Annotated in this window: 21 protein-coding genes; 7 read left to right on the forward strand and 14 right to left on the reverse strand. The window is 53.1% G+C overall.

The window, feature by feature from the left end; all coding sequences use genetic code 11:
* The first annotated feature begins 185 nt into the window (after positions 1-185).
* The 3 genes from B145_RS0108470 (at position 186) to fliE (ending at position 3,215) form a co-directional block, all read left to right on the forward strand.
* Positions 186-1,295, forward strand: a complete 1,110-nt coding sequence (locus B145_RS0108470) for a sensor histidine kinase (RefSeq protein ID WP_018606640.1) — start codon at positions 186-188, stop codon at positions 1,293-1,295.
* 49 nt (positions 1,296-1,344) lie between these two features.
* A complete protein-coding gene (locus tag B145_RS0108475) occupies positions 1,345-2,736 on the forward strand; it encodes a sigma-54-dependent transcriptional regulator (RefSeq protein ID WP_018606642.1) in 1,392 nt (463 codons plus the stop codon).
* Positions 2,737-2,897: 161 nt separating this feature from the next.
* Positions 2,898-3,215 (forward strand): flagellar hook-basal body complex protein FliE, encoded by a 318-nt coding sequence (fliE, locus tag B145_RS0108480; RefSeq protein WP_026258963.1) that lies wholly within the window; start codon positions 2,898-2,900, stop codon positions 3,213-3,215.
* An 82-nt stretch (positions 3,216-3,297) separates the two neighbouring features.
* Here the strand turns inward: fliE and B145_RS29620 are convergent, their stop codons facing one another.
* On the reverse strand, positions 3,298-3,438 hold the full coding sequence (locus tag B145_RS29620; protein WP_018606646.1) for a hypothetical protein: 141 nt from the start codon (positions 3,436-3,438) through the stop codon (positions 3,298-3,300).
* A gap of 51 nt (positions 3,439-3,489) precedes the next feature.
* Entirely contained in the window at positions 3,490-4,098 is a 609-nt protein-coding gene (locus B145_RS0108490) for a TetR/AcrR family transcriptional regulator (protein ID WP_018606650.1), read from the reverse strand.
* Between the two features lie 102 nt (positions 4,099-4,200).
* Between B145_RS0108490 and B145_RS0108495 the strand changes: the two genes are divergently transcribed.
* From B145_RS0108495 to B145_RS0108510, 4 genes are all read left to right on the forward strand, one after another.
* Complete coding sequence (locus B145_RS0108495) at positions 4,201-5,655, forward strand: efflux transporter outer membrane subunit (protein ID WP_033406678.1); 1,455 nt, start codon at positions 4,201-4,203, stop codon at positions 5,653-5,655.
* Positions 5,656-5,672: 17 nt separating this feature from the next.
* A complete protein-coding gene (locus tag B145_RS0108500; RefSeq protein WP_018606653.1) occupies positions 5,673-6,818 on the forward strand; it encodes an HlyD/EmrA/EmrK family protein in 1,146 nt (381 codons plus the stop codon).
* 9 nt (positions 6,819-6,827) lie between these two features.
* The gene (locus tag B145_RS0108505) at positions 6,828-8,366 is read left to right on the forward strand and encodes a DHA2 family efflux MFS transporter permease subunit (RefSeq protein WP_018606654.1); all 1,539 of its coding nucleotides are present in this window, start codon (positions 6,828-6,830) and stop codon (positions 8,364-8,366) included.
* A 443-nt stretch (positions 8,367-8,809) separates the two neighbouring features.
* A complete protein-coding gene (locus B145_RS0108510; protein ID WP_018606655.1) occupies positions 8,810-10,438 on the forward strand; it encodes a helix-turn-helix domain-containing protein in 1,629 nt (542 codons plus the stop codon).
* Between the two features lie 109 nt (positions 10,439-10,547).
* Here the strand turns inward: B145_RS0108510 and B145_RS0108515 are convergent, their stop codons facing one another.
* The 12 genes from B145_RS0108515 to B145_RS0108570 all read right to left on the reverse strand — a co-directional run bounded on the left by B145_RS0108515 (position 10,548) and on the right by B145_RS0108570 (position 17,440).
* Complete coding sequence (locus tag B145_RS0108515) at positions 10,548-11,150, reverse strand: glycoside hydrolase family 25 protein (RefSeq protein ID WP_026258965.1); 603 nt, start codon at positions 11,148-11,150, stop codon at positions 10,548-10,550.
* A gap of 48 nt (positions 11,151-11,198) precedes the next feature.
* A complete protein-coding gene (locus B145_RS0108520) occupies positions 11,199-11,885 on the reverse strand; it encodes an exonuclease/endonuclease/phosphatase family protein (protein ID WP_018606657.1) in 687 nt (228 codons plus the stop codon).
* 29 nt (positions 11,886-11,914) lie between these two features.
* A complete protein-coding gene (locus tag B145_RS0108525; RefSeq protein ID WP_018606658.1) occupies positions 11,915-12,421 on the reverse strand; it encodes a hypothetical protein in 507 nt (168 codons plus the stop codon).
* A gap of 48 nt (positions 12,422-12,469) precedes the next feature.
* Positions 12,470-13,600 carry a PI-PLC domain-containing protein gene (locus B145_RS0108530; protein ID WP_018606659.1) on the reverse strand — a complete coding sequence of 377 codons (1,131 nt, stop codon included), beginning with the start codon at positions 13,598-13,600 and terminating at the stop codon, positions 12,470-12,472.
* Positions 13,601-13,614: 14 nt separating this feature from the next.
* Positions 13,615-14,106 carry a hypothetical protein gene (locus tag B145_RS24950; RefSeq protein ID WP_018606660.1) on the reverse strand — a complete coding sequence of 164 codons (492 nt, stop codon included), beginning with the start codon at positions 14,104-14,106 and terminating at the stop codon, positions 13,615-13,617.
* Between the two features lie 15 nt (positions 14,107-14,121).
* On the reverse strand, positions 14,122-15,198 hold the full coding sequence (locus B145_RS0108540; RefSeq protein ID WP_018606661.1) for a hypothetical protein: 1,077 nt from the start codon (positions 15,196-15,198) through the stop codon (positions 14,122-14,124).
* A gap of 24 nt (positions 15,199-15,222) precedes the next feature.
* Entirely contained in the window at positions 15,223-15,570 is a 348-nt protein-coding gene (locus B145_RS0108545) for a hypothetical protein (protein WP_018606662.1), read from the reverse strand.
* A 63-nt stretch (positions 15,571-15,633) separates the two neighbouring features.
* Positions 15,634-16,251, reverse strand: coding sequence for a RebB family R body protein (locus B145_RS0108550; protein WP_018606663.1), 618 nt, complete (start codon positions 16,249-16,251; stop codon positions 15,634-15,636).
* A complete protein-coding gene (locus B145_RS0108555; protein ID WP_018606665.1) occupies positions 16,248-16,487 on the reverse strand; it encodes a RebB family R body protein in 240 nt (79 codons plus the stop codon). The genes B145_RS0108550 and B145_RS0108555 overlap by 4 nt, the downstream gene beginning before the upstream one ends.
* A gap of 60 nt (positions 16,488-16,547) precedes the next feature.
* Positions 16,548-16,820 carry a RebB family R body protein gene (locus B145_RS0108560; RefSeq protein WP_018606667.1) on the reverse strand — a complete coding sequence of 91 codons (273 nt, stop codon included), beginning with the start codon at positions 16,818-16,820 and terminating at the stop codon, positions 16,548-16,550.
* 59 nt (positions 16,821-16,879) lie between these two features.
* Positions 16,880-17,146 carry a RebB family R body protein gene (locus B145_RS0108565; RefSeq protein WP_018606669.1) on the reverse strand — a complete coding sequence of 89 codons (267 nt, stop codon included), beginning with the start codon at positions 17,144-17,146 and terminating at the stop codon, positions 16,880-16,882.
* A gap of 27 nt (positions 17,147-17,173) precedes the next feature.
* The gene (locus tag B145_RS0108570; RefSeq protein ID WP_018606671.1) at positions 17,174-17,440 is read right to left on the reverse strand and encodes a RebB family R body protein; all 267 of its coding nucleotides are present in this window, start codon (positions 17,438-17,440) and stop codon (positions 17,174-17,176) included.
* Positions 17,441-17,443 lie beyond the last annotated feature (3 nt).

Raw genomic sequence — 17,443 nt, forward strand, 5'->3', positions numbered from 1 at the left:
GGACTCCTTGGGGGGATGAAGCATTAGCTCCCCCATTTCTCATGTCAGCATTGTGCGCGGGTTTCTGCAAGCTAAAGTAGAGAATAAGCGGCAGTTTTTGCCGGTTAATCCGGTGCTTGCCGCCTGTTGTTTGCCGCTATATTGGCAAGCATCCCGATTCAGGTTGGCTTTTGCCGAGGATTGCCATGAACCAAGCGCCGCCGATGGATGCAGCAAGTCTCGCCCAGGCTTTTGAAGCCTTTGCGCGTGCATCGGATGAACTCACCCAGGCTTACAACGGCTTGCAAAGTCAGGTCAGCACCTTGACCGAACGCTTGAGCCTGCTGCTTGCAGCCTTGCCTGCCGGGGTTGTTGTGCTGGATGGTTTGGGGCGGGTTGAGCAGATCAACACTGCCGCTGGCAGCATGCTGGGGGATGTGACGGGGCGGGAGTGGCGCACAGTCGCCCAGGTTCTTGAGCCGACCGAAACCCCCGGCGAATTTGCCTTGGCCCGTGCAGAGGGCGTGTTGCGGGTTTCCATCTCGGAAACAGCCGTGGAAACCGGGGGTGGGCGCATCGTCTTGTTGCACGATGTGACCGAGGCTTGGCGGATGCGGATGGAAAAGGCACGCAATGAACGCTTGGCCTCGATGGGGGAAATGGTGGCCGGACTGGCTCATCAGCTACGCACTCCACTGGCGGCAGCCTTGCTCTACACGGGGCATCTGGCCAACACCCAGTTGATGCCACAGGATCGGGCCAAAGCGGCCGACCGTGCGCTGGAACGCCTGCGTCATCTGGAAAAACTGATTCAGGATATGCTCATCTTTGCCCGTGGCGAAGCCCTGGGGCGCGAGAGTTTTGGCGTGTGTGAGCTGGTGCGGGAGTTGAGCCATACCATTGAGCCGGTTGCCCAACGCCGGGGCGTGTTGTTTGAGTCGGACTGTCAGGCGGGTTTGTGCAGCCTGTTTGGCAATCGTAAGGAAATCAGTGGGGCACTGACCAATCTGCTGGAAAACGCGCTTCAGGCGGTGGGCGAGGGCGGCACGGTAAGGTTGCTGGCAACCCAGAGTGGAGACGAAGTGGTTTTCATGGTGAAAGACAATGGGCGCGGAATTCCGAAGGAATTGCAAGAACGCCTCTTTGAACCCTTCTTCACTACCCGTGCTGATGGTACTGGCCTGGGCTTGGCGATCGCGCGTGGTGTGGCGCGTGCGCACGGGGGGGAAATCGCCTTGCAATCGGTGCTGGGCGAGGGAAGTGAGTTTTTGCTCAAACTGCCTCTGGTTGGTGTGCGTACCGCCGAGGCTGCCTGAGGCGCAGCGAGTATTCAATGAACAAAAAAACGAAGTGGGAGCATAGGCCATGATCGAGTTACTCAGCATTCTGGTGGTAGATGACGATGCCAGTCTGAGAGATGCCATCTGTATGATTCTGGAGGCAGCGGGGCATCGCGTCGAATTGGCGGCCAGTGGCCCGGAAGCCCTGACCTTGCTAGAAAAAGGGCGTTTCAATCTGGTGATCACCGATCTGCGCATGGACCCCATGGATGGGTTGGAGTTGCTCTCGCGCATCCGTACCTCGCAAGCCAATCTGCCGGTGTTGCTGATGACGGCTTTTGGGGATGTCGACAAGGCGGTGGCGGCGATGCGCGGCGGCGCCTGCGATTTCCTGATGAAACCGTTTGAGTCAGAAGTGCTACTGGAGAGCGTGCGCCGCTATGCCAGCGTGCTCCCGTCGCAAGAAGACATGGTGGCAGAAGACTCGCGTACCCGTAATGTATTGGCCATGGCGGCCAGGGTCGCAGAAACCGATGCCACGGTGTTGTTGACAGGGGAGTCGGGCACCGGCAAGGAAGTGTTTGCCCAATATATCCACCAGCATTCGCGCCGCAAAAATGGCCCCTTCGTGGCGATCAACTGTGCAGCGATTCCCGAAAATCTGCTCGAAGCCACGCTGTTTGGCTACGAAAAGGGCAGTTTTACAGGTGCCCAGACCTCTCAAGCCGGGAAATTTGAGCAGGCGCAGGGCGGCACGATCCTGCTCGATGAAATCTCTGAAATGCCCATGGGCCTGCAAGCCAAGCTTCTGCGGGTACTGCAGGAGCGCGAAGTGGAACGCGTGGGGGGGAAAAAGCCGGTGCCCCTCGATATCCGAGTGCTTTCAACCAGTAACCGTGACATGCTGCGGGAAGTGCAGGCAGGGCGTTTCCGTGAAGACCTGTACTACCGCCTGAACGTGTTCCCCTTAGGGATTCCCAGCCTGCGTGATCGGCCAGCAGACATCCTGCCCTTGGCGCATCACTTTATCGTCCGCCACGGCGAGCGCATAGGCAAGACGGCAAGAATTTCAAACGAAGCGGCGGCAATCCTTGCCGTATGGCGTTGGCCGGGTAATGTGCGCGAGCTGGAAAATACTGTGCAACGTGCGTTGATCCTGGCGGTGGGCGACACCATTCTTGGCGCGGATGTGAAACTATGCCTGCCCGGCTGGGATCAGGCCGACATTGTGGTCAGTCCTCATCACGACGCGGCACCTGTCGTCGCTGAGTCGATGGCAATCGAGCCTGCCAAGGCAGGGCAAAGCACCCCCGAAGTGTTGCCAACCAATATGAAGGATCTGGAAAAGCAACACATCCTTGATGTACTCAAGGCCGTGGGGGGCTCGCGCAAGAAAGCGGTTGAAAAATTGGGCATTTCAGAACGGACGCTACGCTACAAGTTGCAGCAATACAGGGATGAAGGCTGGATCGAGTAGGCAGATCACCCTCTGGGCCAATGGATTGGCCTTGTCTGGCACTCTCTGCTAAAGTAACTGGAGGAGTCATCCGTTACAGGTTTATAGCGCCCAAATTTTCACCAAAGCCGTGATTTGGGCATAAAACCTGCTTGTATTCGGATGTATAGATGGAGCCAGGAATGGACACTCGCGGTATAGAACAGATGCTCGGTCAATTGCGTGCCACGGCGGATGCCGCAGGCAGCAAGAGCACGACTGCAAGTGCCGCAGGCGGGGCGGACTTCTCCTCTGCCCTGGCAAACGCCCTGCAGGAAGTTAGCCAGGCTCAGGAATCCGCCCAACAGATGTCGCAAGATTTTTCCTCCGGCAACTCAGACGTCAATCTGCAAGATGTCATGGTCAACCTGCAAAAAGCGAATCTGTCGTTCCAACAAATGGTTCAGGTTCGCAACAAGCTGGTCTCTGCCTACCAGGACATCATGAACATGCAGGTTTAAAGTGTAGAAGTTTCGACTTGGCCTGACGGTCTCCGCTTCTGACGGGGCTAGATTGTCGGATCAATTCAGGTTGCCGTTCTTTTCATACCTCCTCTCCCTCTCCTGAGACTTGCTCGTGGGCCGCTTGCTCGGTGGCATAGGCGATCACCACACGCTCAGTCGCTTCGTCGATTCGATTCTTCTGATTCGGTTCGCGCCGGTTGGCGTCAAACAAAGCATTCACACCACCTCCAGCCACTGCATTCTGATTAAAGCCCCCGGCTTTGTCGGGGGCTTACTCGCTCACCTGATACGCAGCCATAAAAACCTCAACAGCCCTTGCCACTGCCGCATTGATTGTTTGATCGTTAATGATTGCTGCGATTTGAAAGTGAAAATAATCCGTAAACTCTGCTTCCAACAAGGCACATAAGTGCTTGGTGGCTATTTTTGTATTCGTCGGTTTGATTTTTCCTGCAAGAATTGCACGGTCGAGAAATTCCGCAACCCGTGCATCACTCTTCTGTACACCCCGCTCAAAACACAATTGACCGAGATTGGAGCGTCCGGCTTCTGCAATCACCACGCGTCGTATGGCCTGGACTTCAGGGGAATACAGCACGCTAAGAAAATGGTGACCAAAACGCTTTAGCGCCTCCTCGACATTTTCAGTTCCAGATTCCAAGGCTTGGTGGGTTGCTTCAAACTCGGCCGCTGTTGTTTTCAGCATGGCGTCGAAGAACAGCTCTTCTTTTGATTCAAAGTAACTGTAAATAGTTGCCCGTGCCCCGCCTGCCCGTGCGCTGATTTCGGTCATTGACGCACGTTCAAACCCCACCTCTCCGAATACCTGCGCTGCCGCTTCCAGAATGGCCTCGCGCTTTTCTTCGCTTCTATGTCTCATAAAAATTTCTAGTAGTTGAACTGATGAGTCTATTTTAGCTTGACTCGCGCTTTTTTAAAACTATACTAGACGGTATAGTATATTTAATAAAGGTTGATACCCATGATTACTCCGCCTCCCAGCAGAGCAGGTAGTTTTCGCCGGATTTCCCTCACGGTGCTTTTTGCGCTGGTATTTGCAGGCTGCGCGCAGCTGCCGCCTTCCTCCGAGTCGACCATCACGCCTCTCAGCGCTGAAAAATTGAAGAGTGACGAGTCATTCAAAGAGGTCGCGGCAATAGAGTGGCCAAAAGGGCAATGGTGGAAAGACTACGGAGATGAACAGCTCAATGCGTTGATTGAAGAAGCCCTGCGTGATTCACCCGATATGGCGTTGGCCATTGCGCGTCTGCACAAAGCACAGGCAAGCTCGGATATTGCCAGTGCAGCGCTACGCCCCGAGGTATCCGCCAATGCCTCCCCCACTGAGCAGAAGCAAAGCGAAAACTATCTGACCCCCAAGGCAATGACGCCCGAAGGTTGGCAGGACTATGGCCGGGCGACATTGGATTTCAGTTGGGAGATTGATTTCTTCGGTAAGAACCGGGCAGCTTTAGCCGCTGCGACTTCAGAGCTGGATGCACGCCAGGCAGATATGGCGCAGGCACGCCTGACTTTGGTGAGCAGCATTGCCGCTGGCTATGCTGAATTGGCACGCCTGTATGCAGAACGGGACACTGCTGAAGCCGCTTTCGACGTGCGTAACACGAGCGCCAAATTGTTCGCTGAACGCTTTGATAATGGCCTTGAAACCAGAGGGAGCGTGAAACAAGCTGAAGCGCGTGCAGCCAGTGCGCAAGGCGATCTGTTGCAGCTGGATGAGCAGATCAGCCTGCAATGCAATCGATTGGCCGCGTTGCTGGGAGCAGGGCCGGACAGAGGCCGTAGCATCACACGTCCGCAGATTAATTATGATGCGCCCCCCGCACTCCCCACGAATTTGACTGCAGATCTGCTTGGGCGCCGCCCTGATGTCGTGTCGGCACGGTTGGTGGCAGAGGCACAGGCGCAGCGCATCAAGCAGAAGAAGGCCGAGTTTTATCCCAATGTCAATCTGACAGGCTTTATCGGTTTCCAGTCTTTAGGGCTGGATATGCTCACCAAAAGTGGTTCCCTAGTTGGCAGCATTGGCCCCGCCATTTCTCTCCCCATCTTTAACGGCGGGCGCCTGAGAGGTGAATTGCGCAGCTCTGAAGCGGGTTATGAAGAGGCTGTGGCGACCTATAACCAAACGCTCACGCAGGCTTTACAAGAAGTTGCTAATGCTTATCTGAGCAAAAAGATGCTTGAGCCGCGTCTGCAGACAGCCAACCAAGCGGTAGATGCCGCGCGCGATGCCTATAAAATACTCATGCGTCGTTACCGGGGCGGACTTTCCACGTATCTGGAAGTTCTTTCTGCTCAAGACACCTTATTGACCAACCTGCGCTCACTCACTGATCTGCAGGCCCGGGCCTTCACATTGGATGTGGATCTGAAACGGGCACTCGGCGGTGGATACGAAGCCAACAACAGTTAAGAAAACGAGGAAATATCATGACTGAAAATTCGACCCCTAATCAAAATTCCAGCGAACCCGCACTTCGTAATCGTCGTAACAGGCTTCTCGCTTACTTGGGTGGCGTGGTGGTTGTGGGGGCGGTGGGAGCCGGTGCCTATTGGTATATCCATGCCTCTAATTATGTATCGACTGACAATGCTTATACGGCAGTAGAAACCGCCGAAGTGACACCTTCTGTAGATGGCACCATAGCTGAAGTGCGGGTTAATGACACAGAAATAGTGCACAAGGGCGATGTTTTGGTGGTAATCGACCCGACTGATGCGAAATTGGTGCTTGCCCAAGCTGAAGCGGAGTTGGGGCGAGCCGTGCGCCGGGTGCGTGGTTATGTGGCGAATGATGGCAATTTGAAAGCGCAAATTGACGCACGTGAAGCCGACACATTACGTGCAACTGCGCAGCTCAAATCTGCCCAAAGCGATCTTGACCGGGCTGCAATCGATTTGCATCGTCGGGAGGCGCTGGCAGATACAGGCTCCGTTTCGGGCGAAGACATTAGCAAAGCACGTAATGCCTATGCTTCCGCAGAAGCAGCGTTGATTTCAGCACGGGCAAGTGTTACGCAAGCCTATGCCAATCGTCAGGCTTCAGAAGGATCACGTCAGGCCAATGCCGTGCTGATAAACAATGCCACGGAAGAGACCAATCCGGAAGTGGCGTTGGCACGCGCCAAGAGAGACCAGGCTACGGTAGATCTGCAACGTACTGTCATACGCTCTCCGATAGATGGAGTCGTGGCTAAGCGCCAGGTACAAATCGGTCAGCGCATCAAATCCGGTACGCCTTTATTGTCTGTGGTGCCTGTGCAAACCATGCATGTGGATGCCAACTTCAAAGAAGTTCAGTTGGAAAAGGTCAGGGTCGGGCAACAAGCCACGCTGACTGCCGATCTGTATGGAGATTCGGTGACTTACCACGGCGTTGTGGAAGGATTCTCAGCGGGCTCTGGCTCGGCGTTTGCCGCTATCCCGGCTCAAAATGCCACTGGCAACTGGATTAAGGTTGTGCAACGGCTCCCGGTGCGTATCAAACTCAACGCGGCAGAGCTTGCTACGCATCCTTTGAAAGTCGGCTTATCCATGGCTGTGAATATCGACACACGCAATGGATTGGCAAAATAGGAGCCATTCATGAAAACGGATGCTTTGGATGTAGCGTCTCCGCTCACAGGAGGCATGCTTTGGCTGGCTGCAATCGTACTAGCCGCAGCCAATTTTGTTGCGGTGCTGGACATGACTATTGCCAACGTATCGGTGCCGACCATTGCCGGTGCGTTGGGGGCGACAAACAGTCAGGGAACGTGGGTGATTACCTCGTATTCGGTGGCCGAAGCCATCACCGTGCCGCTGACTGGATGGCTTGCAGCACGCTTTGGCGCAGTACGGGTATTTGTGATGGCCATGGCTCTTTTTGGCATATTTTCAGCCATATGTGGTCTAGCCAGTTCTTTGGGAATGCTGGTCACAGCGAGAATTTTCCAGGGATTGGCGGGTGGGCCATTGATGCCTTTGTCGCAGACACTTCTTCTCAGAATATTCCCACCCAAAAAAGCTACCATGGCAATTGGTATCTGGTCTATGACAACATTGGTTGCACCGGTGTTGGGGCCGATTTTGGGAGGCTATTTGTGTGATGAATACAACTGGTCATGGATCTTTTACATCAATGTGCCTATCGCATTAATGTGTTCGTTTTTTGCATGGAAGCTCTTGGCTCGCTATGAATTGCCCTTGATTCGTAATTCTATCGATAAGGTTGGTTTGGCGCTGCTGGTACTATGGGTGGGCGCCTTGCAGATCATGATTGATGAGGGGAAAGATCTGGACTGGTTCGCATCTTCCCATATTGTGGCCCTGGCAATTGTTGCGCTGATTGGTTTTGTGGCATTTCTGATTTGGGAGTTACACGAAATTCATCCGATTGTAGACTTGAAAGTATTCCGGCATCGCGGATTCTCTGCATGCGTACTTACAATCAGTCTGGCCTTTGCCGCGTTTTTCGGCGTCAATGTCCTTATCCCTCTATGGCTGCAAAATAATATGGGTTATACCGCTTTGACTGCCGGTGAAACCACAGCCTGGAGTGGTGTCTTTGCGCTGATAGCGGCTCCTTTTGCTACCGGGCTTATCGCCAAAGTTGATTCCCGTAAGCTGATATTTTTTGGCGTTGTTTGGCTGGGTATTGTGACTTTGTGGCGTACTGTCGCAACAACCGATATGGGATATTGGCAGATTGCTATGGCACAAATGGCGATGGGGTTGGGTTTGCCTTTCTTCTTTGTGCCACTCAGCGGCTTGGCAATGGCGAGTGTGAACGAATCAGAAATGGCTTCTGCTGCGGGGCTGATGAATTTTTTGCGGACGCTCTCGGGAGCAATTGCAACCTCCATGGTCAATACCGCATGGGAAAATAGCGCAACAGTCAATCATGCGGAATTGGTAGGTTTGACTGATAGTGATGGTCGCTTAAGCTCTATACTGAGTAATATGGGAATGAGTTCAGATGCGGTTAAACAATCCATTAATCAGTTATTGAATAGTCAAAGTATCATGTTGGCAACCAATGACATATTAACAATTGTTGGGCTTGCATTTGTTGTTGCGGCAACAGCAATTTGGCTAGCACCGAAGCCCACCCGTAAAGTGGATGCGACGGCAGCAGGGCATTAATATGGAAATCAATCAGTATTTTTGCATTGAAAGTGCTGGTTGATCGTAGTTGGCCATGCGCTTAGCAAAACTCCGAGGATTCCAAAAAGGAAGAACAGAGATGAATTATGTTTTTCCGGAAAGTAACCTGCATGCACGGCCGCGCTAACAGGCAAAACTAGGTCCGGCGATGACCACAGGCATAGGAGGTGGTTTTTTACGTGTCAAGAAAATAAGAAACTTTATTCCCTTAAGGGCAGGGGCAAGGCGCGCAACACTCTGTGTTGAACCTATAGAGAAACCTCGGAAAGATGAGCGATGTTTGGGAGATTCGCATAAATCCACATACTCCTGACAAGAAAGTGGTTTTTGCACACGGCTAACCAAGTATTTCTTGATAAAGATTAACAGAGTGTTCAACACATAATGCAAATCCCATTTAACTTTGTATGGAGTTTTGCATTATGAATATGCAGAGGCGGCGTAAGGTTTCAGAAAAGAGTGACGAAAAACGAGGATTTGAGGATGAGAGTTTTTCTTTATCTCCCAATTTTCCCCTGGATGCTCATCGATTCATAGAAGAATCCTATTGCGCCTACGTCTCATTTAACGATTTTGCCTATGCCATTTTGAATTGCATTGCAAATTTTTTGCCAAATGCCTGCCTGAAGTTACAGGTCGAGCCTTTTGGAGAATACGTTTTCAAAGTACCTGCTGTGGCAGATAGGACAGACAGCCCACGCGGAAGAGGGCTTGATTATGTGCAGACCTTTCCCTTACAGTATGTCAGTGTGTGTATTGGTGTGTTGCAAGTTGAATGGGATCAGCCATTGGTCACAGATTCTGGTGCAGGGGAGTTTCTTAACAAATATACAGATCGCTTGGCCCAGATTGTTCAACGTTACCGATTTAGCGCCTGGGCAAAAGGACACGCTGCGCGCTCCACTTTGCTCGTGGGGGCCGGCCCCGTGCTGGAACGTTTTGAGACGGAATTGCAGCTTTGTGCCAATAGTCCGCTGCCCACACTGATCAGTGGTGGATTTGGCACCGATCCCACTACGGTTGCCTTGGCGTTGCATTATGGGCGATGCGAACCCGATGCGCCGTTTATTGAAATCCGCTGCTCAAAGCCAGCCAGTAGTGTGGAAAATTGGTTTCAGCAGGCTCAGGGCGGAACACTTTTTCTAAATGGAATACATGAATTGTCGGTGGCTATGCAATTGCAACTGACTCATCATCATGTTTCGTATCTGGGGTTATGGGAGAATTATGCAAGTCAGGCTGCGGAAATCTCTAACTGCAAGATCATCACATTTTGCCCCTTGTCTGCCGCCCAGATGGAAGAGCAGGGCACTCTCCCTAAATGGTTGCTGGCAGAGTTGAGTATTTTGCAGCTGGAAGTTCCCAGCCTGAAATCCCGACGAGAGGATATGCATTGGATTATTCGCCATGCGTGCGCCTGTCATGGCGTAACTTTCGTTGAAAGCGATCATGAAAGCATTTTCGCCGCACTTGCACGTTATGACTGGCCTGAAAATCAGGTAGAACTTTACCGCCTGATGATGCGCTTGTCAGTGATGACGAAAGGTCGCCCGGTCAGCTATGCGAATTTACATCAATGCTCGCCATGGATTGCGCCGGAACAGGCAAGTGTCGTAGAGATCGTGAAAACGCCTGCCTGCGCTGCGCGTGCGCATACACGCCAGCAGCAGGATGCGGGATTTTGGATCGATTGCATCCTTGCGCAAAACGAGGAGGCCATGCGCAGCCTACCCAACGGGCTTCGGCGTGCCATAAGCTATCTGTCGCTCAATTACGCCCAGCCAGTGAGTCTGGCTGATCTGGCTGAGGCTGCGCACCTGAGCCCCTCGCACCTGAGTGCACTGTTCAAATCTAACCTGTCGGAAAACTTTAAATCCATTCTCCGCAAGGTGCGTATCGAGCGGGCCATGCAATTGCTGCGCACCGTGCAGGACATGAAAGTGACGGACATTTCGATGGCAGTCGGGTTTTCAGACTTAAGTCATTTTGAACGCTGCTTTCGGGAACTGACCGGTAAAAGCCCTCGATCCTATAGAGAAGGTAGTTACTGAATCCCCAATAAGGCGGTTTGAATACCTCTGCGTTGCATGAAAAAACGGGGGGGTGAGAAGCCTGTTTTTCATTCACCCCCTATTTTAAGGTGCCTTGGCGAGACCGGGTTCAGCTTGCCCCGAACAGCTTCATCAAGCTAGGCATGCTGCCATTGAAACGATCTCGATCGCATGCGAAAGCGTTATTGCACGGGCATCCCGCATCTGTATACTGCCACATTGTCCATATTGGCCAAATAGGCGGAAAGGCGGGGGCGGGTGTTTTTTCATAGTCGGCATACCACAGCCAGCAATTGATAAGTACGGTGGAGTGAACATTTGTCAGTATCTGCTTCAGATAGCTCCCGCAATAAAGCCCCGGCCAGTGCCCGGTAGCGGCTTGTACTTGTGTAACGAACTGCTCTGCTTGTGTCAGTGTCATGCTGGGGCCACTGGTGTTTTCTTCTACATCGAGTACCAGTAGTGTTGTGCCTGCCGCAACACTCAGAAAGTGCTTGACCTGTGTTGCCACATCTCTGCCATCTCCGAAATGATAAGCGCCCCAATACAGCCCTGCGTTGAGGGCTGCGGTTTTGCGCGCGGCGTAGGTAGGGTCAGTCCATTGCCCGCCTTGTGTTGCCTTGTGGATTACACCGACTACCCCATTACTTTTGAGGGTAGAAAAATCCGGGCTTGCGTTAAAATGGGACAGATCAATGATGTTGTCCAGCATGATGATCTCCATGGGAAAGCAAAAATGAGAAACTATGGCTAATAAATACTAGCATTCCCATAATCTGAATATGATTGGACGATGGTCTGGCCCCGCCATGTCGATGAGTGGGTTGAACTGCCCGAAATAGGTATAACCGTTACTTGTCCCCAGCCCGGTCTTGCTGCCTGCCAGACACCAATCCAGAATTCCGCCCTTGGCCTGGGATTGATCGGCCCACATGGTGGCGGCGTGTGCACCCGCAGGTAAATCCAGCTCCCCAAATTTTGAGTAATCCCAATTCATGTCGCCCAGAATGCCCCAGCGTCCGGAAGATACACTATCAAGAAAACTGGCAGCGTTTTCCAGTTGATCTTTTGTCAGACCCGTTTGTCCTGATTTGAAATGTGCCAGTACCACCCATATGTTGTACCAACTGAAAATGAGCCCACTACGATTCAGACCTTTCAGTTGGGCGTATGACAAATTCTGGACCCCAGATGATCTTCTAACCAAGCAGATGTAGTTGTTACTGTTCCCCCCGTCAAGGGAGTCAACCGAATATTGAGTGTCGTGGACTGATCTCAAGAAATCAACATAATCTTCTACTCTGGCCGAGTGGACTTCACACAAAAAAAGTACGTCAGTTGGTGCATTGCATTGCTGGGCAATAAAATCATTCACCTTGGTTTGTTTCTCAATAGGTGAAGATTGCCCGGATTTTTCAATGTTCCATGAGGCAATGGTAAGTGGCATAAGCGCGACTCCCGGTTGTGTCTGCTCGCTTAATTGCCCGGCGAATTGCTGGCAGGCGATTCAGTTTTCTTGTCAAATGTACAGGTATAAATCGCCATCGTGGGCATATCTGTGCGGGTGAAACCTGAGCCGGGATTCGAGAGGAATTGATGAATCTGCGCGCCAATCGAGATGGGGACCAGAATGATCATCAGACCGAGGTCTGATTGGGGCCTCAGGGTCTGAAGTGCTTCAATGTCATGCTGGGCCATGTCGATGAAGCGGTTTTCCTGTGTTTCCATGAAAATGTCAAAAGCCTGTACTTCAATCCACACAAGGCCGTCGCTCGGGTTTTTCCGTGCGACCACTGTATCGCACACCGTAGGGGCTGCGGGGTAGGCGAAATTGCGCTCTGCGGAACAATTCTGATAGAGAAACTGTAACCACAGTTCGCACAGAAACCATTCTTTCCAGCCGCCCCGGCTCAGTGCCAGGGCGGCGGCTTTCTGGTCGTAGTTGACGATGATTTTGACCAGATCAATGATGCCTTCAATCATGTTTGACCTCGACTAGAGATTTTTTCGGGATGGCGAAAGGCATTCTCATCACCATGTGTTTTCAGGCCCGACCGGGCCCACGTTCATGCGCGCAGCGATGGCTACAGGCATTGCCATGCCATGCCACGGTGAGGCGGGGTTGATATGTAATTTTGATGCGTAATCATCTACGTAGATGATGTTGATTCGCTGGTCAGTATTGGGGGTGTAGACGTGTCCTCCCCAGTGTGTCGGGGTAGTGAAAAAAGGCAGTAACTGTGGATTGGATTCGTTTCGGGCTGCGTGAATAGGGTTGTCCAGACGGGTTTGCGGGGTCAGCGTCCAGGACAATAAATGCAAGGTTCCCGCAACACCCCCAGGTGCATTGGCTGCCCATAGGCCGGCTCCTGCACCCCATGCCAATTGTGTATAGTTAAAATTGTGACGATTGTTCAATTTATTGAGCTGATCCGTTTGCATGCCGGTTTGGCGTAAATGGTCGCGTACAAACCACTTGTTGGCATACTGGTCAAACAGCTGCATCTGATTGGCCGCAGGCGCATATTTTGGGGACAAAACAAAGAATCCGGCGGGGAGTGCGTTGACGTTGGCAAGAATATACGCTTCAGTATTTGTGTCCAGGGCGCCGTCATAGATGATTGCGACTCTGCTGGCTACACCCGCAGGATCAGTGAGTAGTGTCAGATAGTTTGTATCAAACAGGTTGATGGCAGCCTGGGTTTGTTGCACCAGATGATTGCCTAAGCTATTCGTAATTGCTGCAATCAGATTGATGTGATCTGCGTTCTGGAACTGATCGAAATGGGAGATATTCAAAATGATCAGTTCCCGGTCTGACGGGGCGAGTGTCTGGATATACTGTGCGACCTGATCGATAATGCCGCCTGCACCATCGATTCTTCCGCCATAGTATCGGAGATACTGAGGGCCGTGATAGATCCAGAATTGACCATGCCATATGCACGGGCGGATGTCAAAGTAGCGGATGCCGCCCGCCAGTTGATCAAATATACTTTCAGATTGAGTGCGGGCCAGATAATTGGTAGTCAGGTAATTGACGTAGCAGCCTGCATCGTGCGTACCCGGCAAAGTCATCTGGTACAGGCGGCGATTTTGAAAGGTGCCACGCGGATCGCTTGTTGTGGCAGGGTCATAGAAAAGATCAGTCATCCAGGGCATGGTGTGGGCCTTTCTTATTGCGCGCTGGTGTTGTTGGGTGCGGGTGTGCTGGCGAGTGCCTGATGGATGGCCTGATCGGCGGCCTGCATGGCATTGGCGGCTTGTTGCTGGGCTGCGTCCATTGCGGATTGCTGGGCTTGTAACGCCGCCTGTATTTGTTGTGCGTAGGCCGACTGGGTGTTTTGAATGGCTTGTTCGGTTTGCGCAACAGCATTGCTGACATTGGTATTGAGTTGATTGCCTGTGGTAGCCGACTGGACGGCTTGCATGGCATTGTCGATTTGCTGTTGCGCAGCTTCCACTGCTGCTTGTTGGGATTGCATGGCTGCCTGAATGGCTTGCTCATATGCCGTTTGGGCATTCTGTATGCTGGTTGCGGGGTCAAGAGCAGGGGCCGCGGCCGGGGAGGCTACAGCGGGGGCTTCTGCTTCGGTGGAGTTTGCATTAGGGGGCAGCACCGGATCAGTGCCGCTGGTGTTTTTCTTGCCAGGATTCTGGGTAGCCATGATCACCTCGTTCAGTTAGGCTGCTTGGGGGGATGAGGGGGACGTCTCGGCTGGAGTGTTGGACTGGCTGCTGTTGACGTTCGGCGTGTAGTCATCCAACGAGACAATGCTATTGCCATCAAGCAGCAAGGTGGCCTGTTGTGCGCCGCCATTGAGGATAAACTGGCAACTGGCCCCATCCTGATTCATGTGTGGCAATACCTGCGTGGTGGAGAGCAGAAAGCTCTGCGCCGCTTGTACATAGCGCCAGATGCTGGCTGATGCGTTGTCGGTAGGGGCGTTGCTGAAGCCGGTATGCTGCACAATGCGGAGCGCTGCGAGCGAAATCCGCGCAAAGCCCAATTGTCGGGAACGGCTATTCCAGTCTTTGACAGCCTGTATGACGGCGATAGGTGAAGGCAAGCCTTGTAATTGCGGGCAGTCAAGCCATTGAAATAAATTGGGCAGCAATGCTTGCAGAATGTTGATGGCTTCGGCTTGCTTTTGCTCGGCTGCGAGTGCTAGATAGAATTGGTAGTAGTCTGCAAATTCCATCGGGCTTCTGGCCTGATCTATGCCAAATTGTGCTGCAGCCTGACTCAGTTGAGGGTTTTCGTCTGTGTTTTCGGTGGCAGGTTGTTGGAGAAGTTGGTACAGGCATAATGCTTCAGGCAGGCTCATGCTGCCAAAGTGTGGCGCATTGCTCACACCGAGCTGAGTGAGCCACGCCTGTACCGCGTGCAAATCCTGCTGCCGTACCAGTTGGTGTTGCGCCAAGATGCGGTTCAGGCGGGCATCCACGACGCCATCGCTGGTGCCTTGGGTTTCTGCCTCAGCCAGCACACGCAGATCGGCCAGCCCGAGCGTCATCAGCTTGACTGGGCTGGCACTCAAGCCGGTCACAGGCAACAATGTCAATGGTGTGCCGTGCAAGCCCTGTTGGGCGTTGGCAACCAGTTGAGTTTCGTCGGGCATATTATAGCGCACTGTGTTGCTATGGATTGCCCAGTCCAGCCATTGCAGCCCGCCGTCGACCAGACTCAGGCACAACCGCCCCAATTCGGAAATGGCACTGGCTTGGGGAATATTGCGTCCAGCCACAATCAGTGACATGGTTGATCTCCAATATAACAGCGATTAGCCTGCGGGGAATTCTTTCAGCACGGTTGCTGCTGTGGTCCCGATTTTGCTGAAATCATCGGTGGCGCTTTGCATCATGCCCTGGGCTTTGTCAAGCACTTTGGCATATTTGTCATCCCCCGTGGCCAGCAACTGCGCCATGGCGACCCCCGCAGCGGTGGTGGCAATGGTGGAGATGTTGCGCAGGGCGTCTGCCGCATCCTGCACGGCAATGGCTGTAGATTGAGCCACAGACTGGTAGGCTTTGCCTGCACCGCTGGTGAGCACGACCTGCGGGCTCATCGTGGCCAATTGCACCTGATTGATTACATCCACCACCTGGGCATTTACTAGGCTTGAACTCATGACAATTCCTTATAAAAAATAAAACATAATCTGCGCGTCATGAATAGCTCGTCTGCGCTGTACTTAATGGGTGCTGCTACCACTGTCGGTTGCGGGCGCTTCGGGGTTGGCTGGCGCTGCAGGAGGTGTGGATGACGTAGGGGCGGCTGGTCCTGTACCCGAAACATTTGCTGCAGGCGTGGTACCGACAGTTGAGGTGCCCGCCGCACTGGCCTCGACATTGGCAACAGCAGTGATCGACGCAGCCAGCTTTTCCATATCCTGCTGCGCTTGTGCGGCGGCTTTGGTGCTATCAGTAGCCTGTTGTTTCATGGCATTGAGGGCTACTTGCGCTTCGGCCGTGGCGGCGGCTACGATTGCTGTGGGTGACAAGCTCTCATGGGGCGGCCCGGGCAGGGGCGATACGCTTGAGGGCGCAGGCGGTGTAGGCGTGGGGGCTGGTGGCGTGGGAAACGGCACGGATAACATCTTGGCGCAGGCAGAAGTAACTGCTGCGGCACTGAGCATGCCGGAGCCTTGCTGGCGGTTGACCGCGTTATACATCGCAATCCCCAGTGTTTCCAGTAAGACCGCATCCAGCATGCCAAATGCCTGAGCCGGGGCCTGACCTGTACTCAAGGTGACCACAGAGCTGGTGGCATCGACGATTTGATCGTTGACCACGGGAAGATCGTTACTCATTTACCTGAAGCTCCTTTTGTCAGAATCAACACCAGCACTTGGCTTAATGCTGCCTCACTGATTGTTTGCCCGCGTTGCTGATTGGCCACCGCATTGCCCATATGCAGGCTCAGGCTGTTGGCCATGGCAATATCTGTCATTCCCATCGCAGCACTGGGCGCCAGTGCGATTTGTAGTTCGTCGCTGAGTGAGGCCGCCTCAAGCGAGGGAATGGATTCCGAATTCGAAGGAGGCATTACAAACAGGCTTATTTAGCGCGAGCAAGGTTGTAATGCCCCATGCTTTACTGTGCCGATTTACTTTAGCCCCAGAATTTCTTTGGAGGCTACTCCGGCGGATGCGGTTTCCACTGACAGCAGAGTGGCAATGCCTTGCGTGGTGGATGCTTGCATGGTCACATAGGATTGCTGCTGGTTATTGGTGGCGTTGTGAGCTGCGTTGGATAGGGCTTGGCCGGTGGCGACAAACAGATTGCCCATGGCCACAGCAGGCGAGTCGCCCAGTACTTTGGCGTTGACTTGGCTGATTGAATCAGTGATTTGGCTGTTGACGGCGGTAGGAAATGCCATGATGTTAACTCCTGTTCAAAATTACCACGTGAAAAGGGAATGCTTCGGGGTGCGGAGGCTTAGCCAAGAATCTTCTTGGTGGCCGCTGCGGTAGACCCCGTGTCCAGTGAGTACAACAAAGACACGCCCATGGTGGTCGCTGCCTGCGCAGTCACATACATTTGTTGCTGTGCCTGCGTGGCGTTATGCGCCGCATTGGCTAGTGCCTGGGCGGTGGCTTGATACAGGTTTCCCAATGCTATGCTGGGCGAAGCACCGAGTACCTGCACATTCGACTGCGTGACCGAATCCGTGATTTGGTCGTTCACTGCGGTAGGGAATGCCATTTATATACTCCCGCTCGTATCCGCGTGTTAGCCCAAGATGCTCTTGGTCGCTGCACCCGTGCTGGCTGTATCAATCGAATACAAGGTCGACACACCCATGGTGGTAGCTGCCTGGGCCGTTACATAGCTTTGCTGCTGCGCGTTGGTTGCGTTATGCGCCGCATTGGCCAGTGCCTGAGCGGTCGCCTGATACAGGTTACCCATGGCAATGGCCGGTGCGTCACCCAGCACTTTGGTATTGGCCTGGGTAACGGAGTCGGTGATTTGGTCATTTACTGCGGTAGGGAATGCCATACA

Origin of the sequence: Uliginosibacterium gangwonense DSM 18521 (assembly GCF_000373965.1) — a bacterium.
Lineage (GTDB): Bacteria > Pseudomonadota > Gammaproteobacteria > Burkholderiales > Rhodocyclaceae > Uliginosibacterium > Uliginosibacterium gangwonense.